The sequence below is a fragment of the Hymenobacter lucidus genome, from assembly GCF_020447265.1.
Taxonomy (GTDB): Bacteria; Bacteroidota; Bacteroidia; order Cytophagales; family Hymenobacteraceae; genus Hymenobacter; species Hymenobacter lucidus.
The window spans coordinates 363,446-378,539 of record NZ_JAJADR010000004.1 but is presented as its reverse complement, the minus strand read 5'-3'; the positions used below and the strand labels follow the sequence as shown (position 1 = coordinate 378,539).

The window sequence follows — 15,094 nt, the reverse complement described above, 5'->3', positions numbered from 1 at the left end:
CTCCCTTTCCTCTGCCTATGCCCCTTGCCCGTTTGCTTCGCCGCCTGCTGCCCCTGCTGTTTCTCGTTGGCCTGGGCTGGTTTCTGTGGAAAAAGGTGCAGCCGGCATTGTTCGATAACCCGCTCAACCCCGAGCCGCGTATCACGGTGACGCACAATACGGTGCTGACCAAAATCGAGAATCTGGGCCGGCTGGAGCTGGTGCGCTACCAGTTTAAGGACGTGGTGGAGTACCGCAAGAGCACCTACCGGTTTCTGCCCGACTCGAAAGTGGCCCTCATCGTGGCCGGCAACGCCATCGGCTGCCTCGATTTGCGCAAAGTCAAGCCCCAGGATGTGGTGTTCGAGGGCGACTCGGTGGTGCGGGTGGCCTTGCCCGCCGCCGAGCTGTGTACCTGGCAGGTAGACCACAGCCAGAGCCGCGTGTACAGTACCCAGAACTCGTTTTTCAACGACGCCGAGCTGGTGGACGAGGGCTATAAGTACGCCGAAAAGAACGTGCAGCGGGCCGCCTTACAGTCGGGCATTCTGGCCCAGACCACCCAGAACGCCGAGCAGATCCTGCGCCCGATGCTGGAAACCATGACCGGCCGCCGCGTGGTACTGACCCAGCAAACGGCCCCGCCACTGGTGCCGCAGCGGCGCTAAAACCCTATAATTCTGCTGTTATGAAAATCGTGGAGTATGAACGCAGCCTGCAGTGGGTAGGCCACCTGCTGTGCCCGACCTGCCAGCACCAAAACGTGGGCTGGCGCTCCAGCGGCATGAGCGAGGCTTTCCCGCACTTCTACTGCTCGCACTGCTCCAACGTATTTCGGCGACAGTCAGACCAGCACCTGGTATACGACGAGGCCACACCGACGCTGCTGGCCCAGATTGTAGCTACGCTGCCGGCCTGCCCCTGCGGCGGCCACTTCACGGCCACGGCCGGCCCCAAGTGCGGCAGCTGCCACGCGGAAATTCCCTTAGTCAACGACCCGGTAAAGCACCTGCGCAACCCGAACATGGTGCTGCTCGACGGCGCCTGCAGCTGCAATGATGACGGCGCGCAGTACCAAGTGCGAATTGTAGACTGAAAGCCGGCCGAACTTAGTCTTCCTCCGGTTCTTTGCCCAGGTCATCGAGGGCCATTTTGATCAGGTCGTTTTCGTAGCCTTTCACGGTCAGAAACATGGTGAGCTTCTGGCGACGCAGGCGCTGGTTGCCCTCCTTTTCCACTCGGTTGCGCTTTTCCAGAGTGTCTATCAGGTTTTGGTAGTACTCGTCGCCGTCTATTTCCTTGAGGCCGGACTTGATGCAATAGTCCGACAGGCCCTTTTGCTTGAGCTCCTGGGTGATGCGGCGGCGGCCCCACTTCTTGATGCCGACCTTGCCGCGCACGAACGATTTGGCGAACCGCTCCTCATCAATCAGCTTTTCCTGGCTGAGGCGGATGATAATGTCGCCGGCCTCGTCCTCATTGAGGCCGTATTCGCGCAGCTTGGATTCTACTTCCTTGGTGGTGCGCTCCTGGTAGGCGCAGTAGGCCGCTATTTTGGGCAGGGCCTCGCCGGGCGTGTAAAACTTCTTTTTGGGTTGATCCATCGAATACATAAGCGGGGCGGCGGGGTTACGGGCGCCGGATTTGTAACAACGTGCGCGGGCTGTTTGTCGTTCGGCTGGGACGCAAGCTAGCGTTTACCGACTTTGCACCGTGGAAGAAAACCGCCGCGCCCTCCGCTTTCTGTTTACGGCCAATGCCATTTCCGGCTTTGCCCAGGGTATTTCGATGCTGGCTGTGCCTTGGTACTTTGCCCGGCAGGGCGCTTCCACCACCTTCAACCTGGTGTACGCCCTGGTCACGTTTGCCTCCCTGTTCTGGGGCATGTACGCCGGTGCGCTGGTCGATAGGTTCGACCGGAAGCGGGTATTTCTGGTCACCAACATCGTGGAAGGGGCCATTCTGCTGAGCGTGGCCGCCTACGGTTTCTGGCACGGCTCGGTGCCGATGGCCGGTATTCTGCTGGCCTTCACCACCACCGTGTTCGGCTACGGCATTCACTACCCCAACCTCTACGCCTTCGCCCAGGAAATCAGCCGGCCCGAGGACTACGGGCGCATCACGTCTACCATCGAAATTGTGGGGCAGGCTACTTCGGTGGTGAGTGGAGCCCTGGCGGCGCTGCTCATCGAGGGTCTGCCGCTGGGCGGGCAGTACCAGCTGCTGGGCACCACCATTACGCTGCCTTTCGCAGTGCAGGCCTGGCCCCTGCACCAGATTTTCCTGCTCGACGGCCTGACCTACGTGGTGGCCGTGGCGCTTATTGCCGCCATCCGGCACCGGCCGGTCATCCTTACGCAGGTGGAGCTGGGCACGCTCTGGAAGCGGCTGCGCACCGGTATCACCTATCTGCGGGAGCACCGTACCATCTGGATTTTTGGGCTCTTCTCCTTCTCGGTGTTCGTGGGGTTGCTGGTTGAGCTGAACGCCTTGATGCCCATGTACATCCACAACCACCTGCAAGCCGGGGCCGGGGCGTTCGGGGCGGCCGAGGTGGCCTACGCGCTGGGCGCGCTGAGTGCGGGTTTGTTTGTGCGGCGGGTGTTTCTGCGGCAGCCGCCGGTGCGCTCCATCATTGTGCTGATGCTGGGTGCGGGCCTGGGATTTGGCGCGGCGGCTGCTACCCGCTCGGTGTCATTGTTTCTGGCCTTTTCCCTGGTGCTGGGTTTCACCAACGCCGGCACGCGCATTCTGCGGGTCAGTTACCTGTTCATGCACGTTCCGAACGAGGTGAGTGGGCGCGTCAACAGCATTTTCAACGTGGTGAACGTGCTGCTGCGCACCGGTTTCATTCTGCTCTTCACGCTGCCGTTTTTCGCCCGGGGCTCCAATGTGGTGTGGGGCTACGCGGCGCTAGGCGCGTTTATCATCGGCTCGGCGCTGGTGCTGGCCGCCCGCTACCGGGAGCTAGCCACTCTGCCCGCCCCGCAGCCGGCCGCGGCCGACTAAGCAAAGCTCCCTGCTGGCTTGGTACGCCTCTACTCCAACCACGCTGCTGGGTAGCGGTGGCCCAAGCGCAGCAAGTAGAGCCGGAGTACGGATTTTAGCGTATTCCCGGATTGCGTATTAAAACGGAATTTCACTCAGAAGTTGACGCGAGTCAAGTGCGAGCCATACGTAATTTACTGATTTAACTACTGATTTCTACCTACTTAACAAGCAACTGAGGGGGTATTAGGCGTAAGAACGGGCAACTATTCACGCTAATACCAACCCGCTATGACCAAACAAACTCTTTCGGCGCCCACGGCCGAACCCACTCCGGCCGGGCTGCCGCGCCGCGACTTTCTGCGCTACACCGGGGCCGGCCTGGCCCTCACCGGCCTGCTACTAACCGGCTGCAACGACGACGACGACGAGGTAGACCCCAATACTGGTACGGTCAACGTCGGCTCCAGTGACCTTGGGGTACTCAACTACGCCTACGCCCTTGAGCAGCTCGAAGCCGCATTTTATGCCCAGGTAGTAGCCGGGGGCACGGGCACTTACTTTGCCGGCCTGGGCGCCAACAGCGCCGAGCGGCAGATTTTGAGCGACTTGGCCCTGCACGAAAAAGCCCACCGCGACTTTTTCCGCAACACCATCCCGGCCGGCAACATCATCAAGGAGCTGACGCCCGATTTTTCCACCATCGACTTCAATGTGGGCAAGCGGGCTACCGGGGCCCCGGCCGGCACCAAAATGGGCGTGCTCGATGCCGCTATGGCCTTCGAAGACCTGGGCGTAGCCGCCTACAACGGTGCGGGCCGCTACCTCACCAACCCGGTATACCTGGCACTGGCCGGCAAAATTGTATCGGTGGAAGCCCGGCACGCGGCCCTCATCCGGGACCTGATGAGTTACAACACCTTCGTGGCCAGCGACGTGGTAGACCTGTTTACACCTACTTCTGCTACCTCGGCTCCCGGTTTGGGTACCGGTACGGGGCTGGAAAAATCGAAGAAGCCATCCGTGGTAGTAGCTACTGCCAACCAGTTTCTGCAGGAAGGCTCCAAGCTCAACGTGAGCGGCCTGGGTTAATAGCTGTCTGTCTGTTTTTTCGCCTTTATCCGACTTCCCGACATGGATCTGTTTCAAATCATTACCGAAATTGAAAAAGTAGACCCCGAGGTCTACGAACGGTTCGACACGCGCCGCCGCGTATTCAAGCACCTCAGCGGCATGGGCAAAAAGCTGACGGCCGCCGCCGTGCCCGGCTTTGTGGCAGCGTTGTTCAACAAGGCCTATGGGCAAAACGCCGGGCCCTCGGTGGCCGATGTGCTCAATCTGGCCTTGAGCCTGGAGTATCTGGAGTATTATTTCTACGACACGGGGCTCAACACGCCGGGGCTGATTCCTGATGCCGACCGGCAGGCTATTACCACGATTCGCAACGACGAAAGCGGCCATATCAAGGTATTGCGGGAGGCCCTGACTAAGGTCGGCGGCACGGCAATACCCGACCCGGGCCGCGCCACTTTCGACTACAGCGGTGGTAAGGGCAGCGGCCTTGGCCCGTTTGCGGCGGCCCTGCTGCCTGGCGGCACGGCCCTGTACTACGGCGTGGCGCAGTCGTTCGTCGATACCGGCGTGCGGGCCTACAAGGGCGGGGCACCCTTCCTGATGACCAATGCCGACATTCTGGAGCAGGCCCTGAACATTCATTCCGTGGAAGCCCGACACTCCTCCCACATCCGCACTATCCGCCGGGGCCTGGCGGCGGCAGTTTCCGGGCCCGGCGCGGCTACTACCCCACCCGGCGCCGACCCGAAATTGTCTCCTAAAAGCTGGATTTCGGGTAACGACCAGGGTGGCCCTTCGCCAAATACGAATCCTTCCACGGCTGATGTGTACGGCCCCGGCACCAACCCGCCCCCGCCGGGCGTGCCCACCGGTATTACCTTCCCCGGCGAAGACAACGTAGCCCAGGCCGGCCGCACCATCACTACCGACAGCACGATTTCGGCCGCCGCCGCTTCTGAGGCTTTCGATGAGCCGTTGGACTATGTGAAGGTAAAGGCCATTGCCCGCAACTTCGTTAAGCCCAATACGCTGTTTCTGGATTAGCGCTAGTGAATCAATAGCGGTCCTTATTATCTTATTTTTACCAGTAGATTCCCTGAAAAGGACGACCAGTGGTCGTCCTTTTTTGTTTCCAAATCAGGCATTCGTAGCTGTGAAGGCATCTTCTGTTGGTGAAATCATACCAAAACCCAGATGTAAGCAACCTTTCCAGACGGGTTTTCATCTACCTTCACACTCACTACGACTTATCCGCGCATGCTTCGATATCTACTACTGCTTACTCTGTTTCTCAGCACCACGGCCACCTGGGCCGGCATCATACGCGGCAAAATAACAGACCCCAAAGGTGAGCCGCTGGCATTTGCCAACGTGGCCGTGCGCGGCTCGTCCACCAGTACCGCCTCCAACGACCAAGGCAATTACCAGCTGCGGCTGGAAGCGGGCAAATACGAGTTAGTGTTTCAGTACGTGGGCTTTAAGCCCCGCGTAGAATCGGTGACAGTGGCGGCCGGCGACACGGCCACGGTGCTGAACATGACCCTGACGCCCGAAAACTACAACCTGGGCGAAGTGCTCATCCGGGCCACCGACCGTGACCCGGCCTACGCCATCGTGCAGCACGCCATTGATTGGCGCAAGTACCACCGGGCCGAGGTAGCCGCTTTTACCGCCCGTATGTACATCAAGTCCATCATCCGGCTCACCGATGTGCCGGGCAAAATTCTGGGTCTGGTAAAAGTGGGCCCCGATCTGAAGCCGGGCGTGATATACCTTTCCGAGTCGTTGTCGGACATGACCTACCGCCAGCCGGGCAAGATTCAGGAGCGCATGATTTCGTCGCGAGTGAGCGGCAGCAGCAAGGGCTTCAGCTTCAACCGGGCTTCCAAAAACTTCAACTTTTACGACAACCTGCTGCCCTCGGGCTTTTCGGAACGGGGCTTCGTGTCGCCGGTGGCCCAGAATGCCATGCTGTTTTACCGCTACGAGCTGGTGGGCACCTCGGTGCAGAACGGCATTACCATCAACAAGATCCGCGTGACGCCCCGCCACCGCATCGACCCCGCGTTTTCGGGCTTCATCTACATTGCCGAAGACGGTACCTGGCGCCTGCACAGCCTCGATCTGGCCCTCGACTCCAACTCGGGCATCGAGTACGTGGATAAGCTGCGCGTCGAAATTCTGTATGCCCCGGCCCCCGGCCACCCCCAGGCTTGGATTATTCAGTCGCAGAAAGTAAGCCTGAGTGCCAGCGGGCTGGGTTTCAAGGGCAACGGCAGCATCAACGCGGTGCTTTCCAACTACCGCGTCACGCCTACTTATCCCAATCCGCCAGCCGTGGCCGCCACCCCGCCGCCCACCAACGAGCCGGCCCACCGCGAAACCGTGGCCGAAGCCCGGCAGCAGCGGCCCCAGCTGCGCGGCCTCACCCGCACTATGCGGCGCGATGCCAAAACCCGCGGCCAGGAGCAAATACCGTTGCCCGAGGGTGGCATTGCCTTCGAGCCCATGGCTAAGGGCCAGGTGATGCTGATTGAGAAAGGCGCCAACGAGCGGGACGAGGCCTATTGGAACGAGGTGCGCCCCATTCCGCTCAGCGAGGAAGAAACGAAGGATTACCGCGTAAAAGACAGCGTGGAAGTTATCCACAAGTCGAAGCCCTACCAGGATTCGATGGACCACATCCGCAACAAGCCCGACCTGTTTGGGGTGCTGCTGGGCGGCTACACCTACAATAATACTTTCCGCCGCCGCTTTATTTCCATCGATTCGCCCTCTGACGGCATCGTCTACAACACGGTGGAAGGCGTCGTCGTCAACCTGACGGGCACCCTCACCCAGCGCTACGAAGACCGGCGCACCTACTCCCTGGAGCCCACGCTGCGCTACGGTTTTGCCAGCAAGCAGCTCAGCCCCAGCCTGCGCGGCGGCTACACGTTCCGGCCCGAGTCGTTCAGCCGCATCGGGTTTTCGGTGGGCCGCACCATCCTCGACTTCGACCCCAGCGCCAACTACCAGCAGACGCTCATCAACACGCCGTTGATAAACACCTCCTACACGCTCTTCACCAACCGCAACTACGCCAAATACTACCAGCGCGACGGCCTGGAGCTGACCTACCGGACGGAGCTGGTGAACGGGCTGTTTGTGAACCTGGCCGCCGGCTACGCCGACCGGCGCGAGTTGTTTAACCAAACCACGGAGGTAATCCGGGATATACCGGGGCGGGCCTTTACGCCCAACCAGCCCGTGGCCGCCGAGCTGCCCCAAGGCACCGGCTTCGGCCGCAGCCGCTCCACCACCCTCGACGTGGGCCTGACGTGGCAGCCAGGCCAGCAGTACATTACCCGCCCCGACGGCAAGTTTAACCTCGGCAATTCGCGGTTTCCGCAGCTGCTGCTCGGTTTTCGCCAGAGCTTCCGGGGTGTGCTGGGCTCCGATGTGCGCTATAGCCGCCTCGAAGTGGGAGCCCGCAAAGAGTTTGGGTTTGGGTTGTTCGGGGAAAGTCAGCTCAACGTGAAGGCCGGCACGTTCCTGGGCAACCCAGACCTTACATTTATCGATTTTCGCCACTTCGCCGGCAACCGCACGATATTGGCCGTTAGCTTCGAGCAGCAGTTTCAGCTGCTCGACTACTACCGCTACAGCACTGCCGAGCGGTACCTCGAAGGCCACTACAGCCACCATTTCAACGGGTTTGTGTTCAACAAAATACCGCTGTTTCGCCGGCTCAAGTGGCAGGAAGTGGCCACCGTCAACTACCTCTACACGCCTTCGTCGGGCAATTATGCCGAGTTGGGCGTGGGCATTGAGCACATCTTCAAAATTGTGCGTGTCGACTTCTTTACTTCCCTGCAATCGGGACAGCGCCTCGACTCGGGCGTGCGGATAGGTCTAGGCTTCTAGAAGTTTAGCAGGCAAAAAAATGCCCGCCGCATATTCTGCGACGGGCATTTTTTGTGTCGGAGTAGTAGCTACCGGCGGCTTATTTCACTTCCTCAAAATCGACGTATTCACCACCTTTAAAATTCTGGGGCTTGTCTTTGGTCGGTTTGGGCGGCACGAAGTCGACGCGGACATTACCGCCACCCGGGGGCGGACTGGCCGGCGGCGGGCCGCCGAAAGCACCTTCGAAGGGCGTGCCCCCGAATTGCTGCCCATAACGCCGGGCCTGCTTCTGCACAAACCGGCCGACCAGCAGCCGCAATACTATCGGCAGAATGAACCGCACGACAAAGGAAACAATGAGGAGGATGAGCAGGAATTTGACCATCAGGAAACCAGGGAAGTAGCGGGGGTAGTGGGTTGAAAGTAAAAATCAGCCGTAACCGGGCTGCTGAGCTGCTCGGCTGAGCACGGCACAAGCTCCAAACGCTCGGACAATATAAATGGTTTATAGCCCAGCCCGGCGAGCAGCGTCACTACAGCCTGGCGGTTTTCCAGGCCGTTGAGCTCGGTCTGAATCAGGGGCTGAAAGCGGCGCAACGTGGCCTGCATGTTGCGAAACACTTCCGATTCGAAGCCTTCCACGTCGCATTTCACGAAGTCGAGCCGGGGCAAATCGGCCAACAGCTCATCCGGAATGCGCATGGGCACTTCGTAAGTGCGGGCGTAGGTTTCGGCCGTGTTGCTGGCCGCCACTTTGGTCATGCCGTGGTGCAGCAGGCCGTTGCGCTCGGGCGTGCCCATGCGCACGGTCATGTTTTCGCCGCCCAGAGCGTAGGGTAGCAGTGTGATGTTGTCGTAGCTGCTGAGGCGCACATTGTCACGCCAGATTTCCTGAAACAGCGGAATCGGCTCCACAGCCAGCACTTTGCCCCCGGGCCCGGCCAGCCGCGACAAAGCCACCGAGTAGTAACCTAGGTTGGCCCCAATGTCGAGACAGACGAAGCCGGGCTTGATGAGCTTTTCCAGGAAAAACAGCTCCGGATACTTGTCTTTACCCCAGCCCGCGCCTACCAAGCGCAGGTACACGCGGCTCACGAAGCGGATATAACGCTCGAAGCCCAGCGCCCGAACCAGAAGTTTACGGAGTTCTTTCATCAGGCTGCAAAGATGCCGGAAACGCACGAATCTGCGGCATCGGCTTTCGGCTCACGTCGGCTTGGGGCGGCCACAGTCCGCCAGGCTACTTTTTCGCGGCCCGGCTCCACAGCCGCGAGGCCCCGGCCGCCGCCAGGCCGCCCAACAGGTACCAGGCCACGGTCATGAGCTTAGTTTGGGGCGTGCGGCTGCTGGGTGCGTCGCCCAGGCCCAGCGGACCAGGCAGCACCACACCGCCTATGCCGGCCGCCAGCCCCAGCAGGGCCCCGCGCCCCCACGCTTTCTTACTCCTCCCCACTAGGCTATAGTACAAGCCGTTGGAAAGAATGTCGCCGGCCATCGTCAAGTTGAAAAGCGTATCGGTATTAGGCTGGGGCGCTTCAGCTTTGTCGATAATTTTGCGCAGCCCCCGCATGCCAAGCACATCCATGCGCGGCGCGTCGGGAGAAATACGGCGGGCCGTTTCGTGAATGGCGGTGAGCACCAGGGCGCCGGCAAAGCCGCTGGCTAGGGCCTGGGGCAATGCGGAAGGTTTGGAGTGTTTCATAGCAGTCAGGTAGTTGGATACAGCAGCAGACGGATGAGCGCGCCGTTTATTTTACCAAACGCCAAACCCGGATTTGGGGTTATTGCCGAAAAATCACCGTTGTGCCGTATTTTTTTCGGCCGGAGCTTGCGCCTTGTTCTCCGGGCTTCCTATCTTTGCCACCCCAAGCACCGAAAGGGCGCTTGGGAAATGCCTCTTTAGCTCAGTTGGTAGAGCAGCTCATTCGTAATGAGCAGGTCGTTGGTTCGAGTCCAATAAGAGGCTCACTAAAACAGCCCGCACGGTAGCCATTGGCTCCGGCGGGCTGTTTTCGTTTATCCCCGGCCTGCGTTCATACGCCAATGCCTGTTGTTTAGCATGCGCCCCCCACTGGTCGTAATTGCTCGGCTCCGACTCAGTGCCAGCAGCTTTTGGCCGTAACTCGGCATTCCCGATGCCGGCCGCTAAAGTATTCTACCCGGCAGTGTATCAGCTTAAGCTCCTAAACAATAGGGGGAAGCCGTAGACAGCAAAAAGGGCCGAAAGCAAATGCTTTCGACCCTTTCTCAGCAGCTACTCCTGTCTTAGAGGTTGCCGCTGTAATCGTCGTCGCCCAGGCTTGAAGAGGGGCTCGTGCTAGCACTTCCGCTCCGGTAGCTCACACTCTTGTCCTTGCTGGAAGTCGAAGACCAAGAATCCGAGCCCGAGGAAGGCGAGTTGTAATCGGAGCCGTAGCGGCTGGTGCGGCTGGTGGAGCCGTAGCTGTCACCCGAACCATAGGATTTGCCCGAGCGGTAATCGGAACCGGAGCGGTAGTCCGAGTTGGTATCGGAGCCGGAGCGGTAGCTGCCCCGATGCGGCTGCTTGCTGCCCGAGCGCATTGAGAGCCAGCCAATGCCGCCCAGCAACAATGCGCCACCAACCACTTTTTGGGTGGTGCTGAGCTTATTTACCTGGTCAAGAGCTTTGGTACCGAAGTCCTTCACCGACTGCGGAATTTCTTTGTTGCCACCGAGCCAGGACGAGATATCCATCCACGACTGGCCCTGCTGCTTGTTCTCCTGGCCGCGGTAGCCTTGGCTTTGGTCCTGCGTTTGCTCCTGACCGAGGCTGGCGCTGGTGCGGTTAGTCGTCTGGTCCGAACTTACGTTGCGGGAGTCCTGAGAGCTAGAGGAAGTGCTGGCGGAGGCAGCGGTATCTTGAGCGTTGGAAGAGCGCTGCGAAGCGGCGCTGCCCGACGATTGGTTAGCGGTATTGGTAGTTTTGCTGGTACCGGGAGCGTTGGCACCCGAGGCGGGCTGATTCTGCTTGTTTTCCATGGGAGTTCGTGGGTTAGTACGGCAAAAAAATGAGTCTTAACCGTCAGGCTAAGTCTGCCTCTATTCGTAAACCAATTGCCTGGGGTTACGAAAAACCCGCTTTTTATTCACTGCCGAGTTTTGGCGTTGCCTCAGACTATCAGTGCGCTACCACCAGCATTTTCATATACTGGCACCTGAAACACAGCCGCAGCAAGCCCTGCTTTAGTAATTGACGGCTGCTCTGTCTACCAGTGCAACACAGCCGCCAGTACGGCTTCGTGGCAAGGCTTTACTAGTCTATATCCTATACACATATTACCCGGCACGCTCCTGGGTTGCCGCAGTTGCCGATGCGCCTTTTTGTGAGCACATCGGGGCCAGAACGGCAGCACCACCCAGAGGAACACAACCAAACCAGCGAGTTACCGTCTTCCAGATGTAGAGGCCCGTAGCCTTGTAGTTGTAGACAACATATCGTTTCGATGGAAAAGCGTTTTCAGGATAAAGTATGCTTCGTGACCGGAGCTACCTCCGGTATTGGCCGGGCCACGGCTATGCAGCTGGCCCGTGAGGGAGGCAAAGTAGCCGTGCTGGGCCGCAACGCGGAGGAAGGCCGGGAAGTAGTACGTGATATTAAAGCCGAGCAGGGTGAGGCCATCTTCATCCGAACCGACGTGGGCAAGGATGCCCAGCTGCGCCGGGCCGTGACGCGCACCCTGGCCACCTGGCAGCGCATTGATGTGCTCATCAACGACGCGGCCATGATGACCTTCGAGCCCATTCTGAAGCTCGACCCCAAGCAGTGGGATACCCTGATGGCCGTGAATGTGCGGGCTTTTTTCCGGCTCTGCCAACTCTGCCTGCCCCATATGCAGGGCGGCAGTATTGTGGTCATTAGCTCGGTACACGCCCACCAGACGACGCCCAACGTGGTGCCCTACGCAGCCAGCAAAGGCGCCATCGAAGCCTTCGTGCGCGGCCTGAGTCTGGAAATTCCGCACACTCAGGCCCGAGTGAATGCCGTGGCGCCGGGTGCCGTGGATACGCCCATGCTCTGGAGCAACCCCAACGTGAAGAGCGGCAAAGAGAAAATCACCGGCCAGGTGGGCACACCCGAAGAACTGGCCGCTGCCATCTGCTTCCTAGCTTCTCCGGACGCCAACTTTATCAACGGCTCCACCCTGGCCGTGGACGGCGGAAGGCTGGCAGCACTGTAAAAAGTAAAATTGTGAGATGGTGAAATACTGAGTTTCGAAAACTGTGTCATTGCGAGGAAGAATGACGAAGCAATCCGTCCTCTGCTGGTGACAAACGCTCTTTTACCAAAAAGCCCTTTCTCGTTGCGACGGGAAAGGGCTTTTGCTTGTAACGTGAAGCTTCCACGTCAGGGCTTTTCACTGAAGGTAATTCAGCCCATTTCAGAAGACGGATTGCCGTGTTTCGCTCGCAATGACACGTTCTCTACAATTCTCACATTCAACCGCAGTAGCTCAGCACATCCCTTACATTAGCACCTGAGCACATTAACCTGCTTTCGGCGTAGGGTGGCGCTGCTCAGGCGTGGGTAGGGGTCGGCCGGCAGCGTAGAGGCCGGCATTCTGCTCGCCGGCTTCGCGGGCCTGCACTTCAAACGGAATGTTGTAGTAGCCGTGCCGGGCCCAGTCCCGCACGTAGCGCCACAGGAAACCAAAGCGGCCATACTGCTGAAACTGCCGAATGTGCTCCATTTCGTGCGCCACCCAATATGGGTCGCTCAGGAACTGCTCCCGCGTGGCCCCGCTCAGATGAATGCTGCTGCCCAGCACCATAGCCACGCTGCCCGCTTTCAGCTTCAGGCGAGCCATGCGGGCCAGGGGCGAATTCTCAATGATGCGGGGCAAACTCATGACGGGAATTTCAGGCCGGAGTATACGCCTAAAAAATCGGGCGGGTTGCAACAAGCTCAACTATTATTTCAACAATAAATTAAACTTTAAAAAGAACTTTTGGCCATTTAGGGGTAAAAACTAGGACGTTTAAAATTTAATGGACTAGCTTTAACAAATGGCCGGAACAGAAAGCTTCTGTTTTTGACCATTCCAACACATCATTCGCTTCTCTTTTCGGTGGTCTAAGGAACCCAGACCTCACGAAAAAACAAAGTACTTCGGCTTCCCTGCTACCTCGGAAAACGGAGATTTTGCCACCCTACGACGGACAATGAAAAACAGTATCCTGTATTGCCTCGCCGCTGCCTCGCTGGCCCTCTCTTTCTTCTTCGAATACGCTCCTAATAGCTCCTCTACCGCTGGCCGTGCCCCAATAGCCGCCACGGCCTCCCTCCTGCCCGATTTCCTGGGCGACAACGGCGACGAAAACCGCCCCTCAGCCTCCACCCGCGACTCACTCGCCTACGGCTACTACTCCCAGACACTGGGCCTCAAGCTGAACTACAGCGAAGACCAGAACCTGCTCCGCACCGTCACCGATTGGATCGGCACTCCCTACCGCTACGGCAGCAACTCCAAGAAAGGCACCGATTGCTCGGGCTTCGTAACCCGCGTTTTTCAGGAAGTATACGGTGTAACACTACAGCGCAGCTCCCGCTCGATGTTTGAGAAGGTGAAGCGCGTGGGCAAAGACGAGATGCAAAGCGGCGACCTGGTATTCTTCCGCCGCGGCCCCGGCCAGCCGATTTACCACGTGGGCATTTACCTGCAAGACGGTAAGTTTGCCCACTCGGCCTGCAACGGCGGCGTGATGGTAAGCTCGCTGAACCAGCCCTACTACCACCGCAACTTTTACGCTGCCGGCCGCGTAGCTACCAACTAACCGGCCGCCGACCCGATTGTATTGCAAAGCCTTGTTCCCGCGAACAGGGCTTTTTTGCGTTCGTAGCAGTAGCCTTGCCCTCAGCATAACCATTTCAGGCCGGAGTAGTATAGGGCATATACGCTGGTTTCAGCGCCGGTCAGGTTGGCTTTTCGTAGCTTGGCCCCGATTTTTCAACCCTCTCCACCCATGGATAATAACAACCCCAAAGGCGCGGATATTGCTGGCTCTCCGCTTTTCAAGAAATTCGTTGGCAAGGCCGAGGAATACATTAAGAAGCCTTCCCGCATTAAGGATCTGCTAAACGACGCCTATCAGAAAGCCAGTGAAAAGAATGACGTGGGCACCATAGCCCACGAAGCATGGGAAAGCCTGCAGATTCTGTTTCGGCTGATCAAAACCTCTGTTTCGGGTGAGTATACCGGCCTGCCTACGCCTACCATTATTGCGGCGGTGGCCGTGGTTATCTATTTCCTAAGCCCCATCGACCTGATTCCGGATTTCATTCCGGTGCTGGGCCTGCTCGACGATGTGGCGCTGGTGGCCTGGTTCACCAGCACGCTCACGGGCGAGATGGACAAGTTTAAGGAGTGGGAACGGACTCGCCCCATCGTGGTAGGTGAACCCCAGGACGTGAAACCCGGCCCCGCCACCTCGCTGAGCACCACCGACGGCACCACCGCCAACTCGGGGCCCAAGCCGGGTCACTCGGTACACACGGACGAATACTCGGTGGAAACCGGTACCGGCGCCACTGAAGTTACGGAGTCGTCGAAGAAGGGCAGCCGCACCGACCTGGGCGCCAGCACCAACAGCCGCGTTTCGGATACCGACTCGGGCATTTCCTCCCCCGACAGCAGCAACCCTAACCCCAGCCTGACCAGCAGCACCGACCCGGCCCCGAAAGCCGACGTAACGCCCCACGCCGATGCCACTGCCAACACCACCGACGGCAGCCGCACGCGCAACGACGGCGCTGCCGATACCGGCGGCAATATTCGGTAGCAGCTCAACGTACACTCACAAAAAAGGCTCCCAACTTACGTTGGGAGCCTTTTTTGTGCCTTACAGCAGTCGTGCTACGCGGCCCGGTCGTGGGCGGGCGTGTGCGTGGCGACGTAGGTGACGAAGTCGCCGACGGTGCTCAGGGGCACTTCGTCGGGAATCGTGATGTGGAAGTTACGCTCGATTTCGAGGATGATATCCACCACGTCTACTGTATCAAACCCCAGCTCCCGGCTCAGATTGCTGCTGACGCGCAAGCGGGTTGGTTTAATGGCTTTACGCTTGCTGATAATGCGCAGCACCTGCTGCTGGATGGATTTGGGGGCGGAAGTCGTTGAGTAACGCATAAAAAAAACGACGGTGAACC

The 15,094-nt window shown here is 59.0% G+C and carries 15 protein-coding genes, 1 tRNA gene and 1 pseudogene; 10 read left to right on the top strand and 7 right to left on the bottom strand.

Translation table 11 applies throughout. The features are described 5' to 3' along the window. The first annotated feature begins 17 nt into the window (after positions 1-17). Both LGH74_RS15670 and LGH74_RS15665 read left to right on the top strand, forming a co-directional pair. Positions 18-647: a DUF4230 domain-containing protein gene (locus LGH74_RS15670; protein ID WP_226177095.1), complete on the top strand. Its 630-nt coding sequence runs from the start codon at positions 18-20 to the stop codon at positions 645-647. A gap of 20 nt (positions 648-667) precedes the next feature. Next, positions 668-1,075, top strand: a complete 408-nt coding sequence (locus LGH74_RS15665; RefSeq protein ID WP_226177093.1) for a hypothetical protein — start codon at positions 668-670, stop codon at positions 1,073-1,075. Positions 1,076-1,088: 13 nt separating this feature from the next. On the opposite strand, the gene LGH74_RS15660 is transcribed toward LGH74_RS15665, so the two are convergent. Then, positions 1,089-1,583, bottom strand: a complete 495-nt coding sequence (locus LGH74_RS15660; RefSeq protein WP_226177091.1) for a regulatory protein RecX — start codon at positions 1,581-1,583, stop codon at positions 1,089-1,091. Positions 1,584-1,692: 109 nt separating this feature from the next. Between LGH74_RS15660 and LGH74_RS15655 the strand changes: the two genes are divergently transcribed. The 4 genes from LGH74_RS15655 to LGH74_RS15640 all read left to right on the top strand — a co-directional run bounded on the left by LGH74_RS15655 (position 1,693) and on the right by LGH74_RS15640 (position 7,947). Then, positions 1,693-2,988, top strand: a complete 1,296-nt coding sequence (locus LGH74_RS15655) for an MFS transporter (protein WP_226177089.1) — start codon at positions 1,693-1,695, stop codon at positions 2,986-2,988. Positions 2,989-3,258: 270 nt separating this feature from the next. Next, a complete protein-coding gene (locus LGH74_RS15650; RefSeq protein WP_226177087.1) occupies positions 3,259-4,059 on the top strand; it encodes a ferritin-like domain-containing protein in 801 nt (266 codons plus the stop codon). Between the two features lie 42 nt (positions 4,060-4,101). Then, the gene (locus LGH74_RS15645) at positions 4,102-5,085 is read left to right on the top strand and encodes a ferritin-like domain-containing protein (RefSeq protein ID WP_226177085.1); all 984 of its coding nucleotides are present in this window, start codon (positions 4,102-4,104) and stop codon (positions 5,083-5,085) included. A 213-nt stretch (positions 5,086-5,298) separates the two neighbouring features. Then, the gene (locus tag LGH74_RS15640; protein ID WP_226177083.1) at positions 5,299-7,947 is read left to right on the top strand and encodes a DUF5686 and carboxypeptidase regulatory-like domain-containing protein; all 2,649 of its coding nucleotides are present in this window, start codon (positions 5,299-5,301) and stop codon (positions 7,945-7,947) included. Positions 7,948-8,026: 79 nt separating this feature from the next. Here the strand turns inward: LGH74_RS15640 and LGH74_RS15635 are convergent, their stop codons facing one another. The 3 genes from LGH74_RS15635 to LGH74_RS15625 form a co-directional block, all read right to left on the bottom strand. After that, on the bottom strand, positions 8,027-8,314 hold the full coding sequence (locus tag LGH74_RS15635) for a DUF4834 family protein (RefSeq protein WP_226177081.1): 288 nt from the start codon (positions 8,312-8,314) through the stop codon (positions 8,027-8,029). Next, a complete protein-coding gene (locus LGH74_RS15630) occupies positions 8,314-9,084 on the bottom strand; it encodes an FkbM family methyltransferase (protein ID WP_226177080.1) in 771 nt (256 codons plus the stop codon). The genes LGH74_RS15635 and LGH74_RS15630 overlap by 1 nt, the downstream gene beginning before the upstream one ends. A gap of 85 nt (positions 9,085-9,169) precedes the next feature. Continuing rightward, positions 9,170-9,631 (bottom strand): hypothetical protein, encoded by a 462-nt coding sequence (locus tag LGH74_RS15625; RefSeq protein ID WP_226177078.1) that lies wholly within the window; start codon positions 9,629-9,631, stop codon positions 9,170-9,172. Positions 9,632-9,822: 191 nt separating this feature from the next. On the opposite strand from LGH74_RS15625, the gene LGH74_RS15620 reads away from it, so the two are divergent. After that, a tRNA-Thr gene (locus LGH74_RS15620) sits at positions 9,823-9,895 on the top strand. Between the two features lie 299 nt (positions 9,896-10,194). Here LGH74_RS15620 and LGH74_RS15615 read toward each other — a convergent pair. Beyond that, entirely contained in the window at positions 10,195-10,929 is a 735-nt protein-coding gene (locus LGH74_RS15615) for a hypothetical protein (protein WP_226177076.1), read from the bottom strand. A gap of 464 nt (positions 10,930-11,393) precedes the next feature. On the opposite strand from LGH74_RS15615, the gene LGH74_RS15610 reads away from it, so the two are divergent. Next, positions 11,394-12,128, top strand: coding sequence for an SDR family NAD(P)-dependent oxidoreductase (locus LGH74_RS15610; RefSeq protein ID WP_226177074.1), 735 nt, complete (start codon positions 11,394-11,396; stop codon positions 12,126-12,128). 306 nt (positions 12,129-12,434) lie between these two features. On the opposite strand, the gene LGH74_RS15605 is transcribed toward LGH74_RS15610, so the two are convergent. Then, the gene (locus LGH74_RS15605; RefSeq protein ID WP_226177072.1) at positions 12,435-12,797 is read right to left on the bottom strand and encodes a hypothetical protein; all 363 of its coding nucleotides are present in this window, start codon (positions 12,795-12,797) and stop codon (positions 12,435-12,437) included. Between the two features lie 313 nt (positions 12,798-13,110). Here LGH74_RS15605 and LGH74_RS15600 point away from each other — a divergent pair, with 313 nt between their 5' ends. Together LGH74_RS15600 and LGH74_RS24925 are read left to right on the top strand one after the other, a co-directional pair. Further along, positions 13,111-13,722 carry a C40 family peptidase gene (locus tag LGH74_RS15600; protein WP_226177069.1) on the top strand — a complete coding sequence of 204 codons (612 nt, stop codon included), beginning with the start codon at positions 13,111-13,113 and terminating at the stop codon, positions 13,720-13,722. Between the two features lie 189 nt (positions 13,723-13,911). Next, a pseudogene (locus tag LGH74_RS24925) lies at positions 13,912-14,265 on the top strand (YkvA family protein); the annotation flags it as partial. A 536-nt stretch (positions 14,266-14,801) separates the two neighbouring features. Here the strand turns inward: LGH74_RS24925 and LGH74_RS15590 are convergent. Further along, positions 14,802-15,074: an acyl carrier protein gene (locus LGH74_RS15590; RefSeq protein WP_226177067.1), complete on the bottom strand. Its 273-nt coding sequence runs from the start codon at positions 15,072-15,074 to the stop codon at positions 14,802-14,804. Positions 15,075-15,094 lie beyond the last annotated feature (20 nt).

Bases quoted from the DNA above. Each gene is read 5' to 3' on its own strand.
- LGH74_RS15610 (WP_226177074.1), top strand. From the start codon at position 11,394: ATGGAAAAGCGTTTTCAGGATAAAGTATGCTTCGTGACCGGAGCTACC.
- LGH74_RS15635 (WP_226177081.1), bottom strand. From the start codon at position 8,314: ATGGTCAAATTCCTGCTCATCCTCCTCATTGTTTCCTTTGTCGTGCGG.
- LGH74_RS15645 (WP_226177085.1), top strand. From the start codon at position 4,102: ATGGATCTGTTTCAAATCATTACCGAAATTGAAAAAGTAGACCCCGAG.
- LGH74_RS15650 (WP_226177087.1), top strand. From the start codon at position 3,259: ATGACCAAACAAACTCTTTCGGCGCCCACGGCCGAACCCACTCCGGCC.
- LGH74_RS15665 (WP_226177093.1), top strand. From the start codon at position 668: ATGAAAATCGTGGAGTATGAACGCAGCCTGCAGTGGGTAGGCCACCTG.
- LGH74_RS15660 (WP_226177091.1), bottom strand. From the start codon at position 1,583: ATGGATCAACCCAAAAAGAAGTTTTACACGCCCGGCGAGGCCCTGCCC.
- LGH74_RS15625 (WP_226177078.1), bottom strand. From the start codon at position 9,631: ATGAAACACTCCAAACCTTCCGCATTGCCCCAGGCCCTAGCCAGCGGC.
- LGH74_RS15670 (WP_226177095.1), top strand. From the start codon at position 18: ATGCCCCTTGCCCGTTTGCTTCGCCGCCTGCTGCCCCTGCTGTTTCTC.
- LGH74_RS15615 (WP_226177076.1), bottom strand. From the start codon at position 10,929: ATGGAAAACAAGCAGAATCAGCCCGCCTCGGGTGCCAACGCTCCCGGT.
- LGH74_RS15640 (WP_226177083.1), top strand. From the start codon at position 5,299: ATGCTTCGATATCTACTACTGCTTACTCTGTTTCTCAGCACCACGGCC.
- LGH74_RS15590 (WP_226177067.1), bottom strand. From the start codon at position 15,074: ATGCGTTACTCAACGACTTCCGCCCCCAAATCCATCCAGCAGCAGGTG.
- LGH74_RS15600 (WP_226177069.1), top strand. From the start codon at position 13,111: ATGAAAAACAGTATCCTGTATTGCCTCGCCGCTGCCTCGCTGGCCCTC.
- LGH74_RS15630 (WP_226177080.1), bottom strand. From the start codon at position 9,084: ATGAAAGAACTCCGTAAACTTCTGGTTCGGGCGCTGGGCTTCGAGCGT.
- LGH74_RS15605 (WP_226177072.1), bottom strand. From the start codon at position 12,797: ATGAGTTTGCCCCGCATCATTGAGAATTCGCCCCTGGCCCGCATGGCT.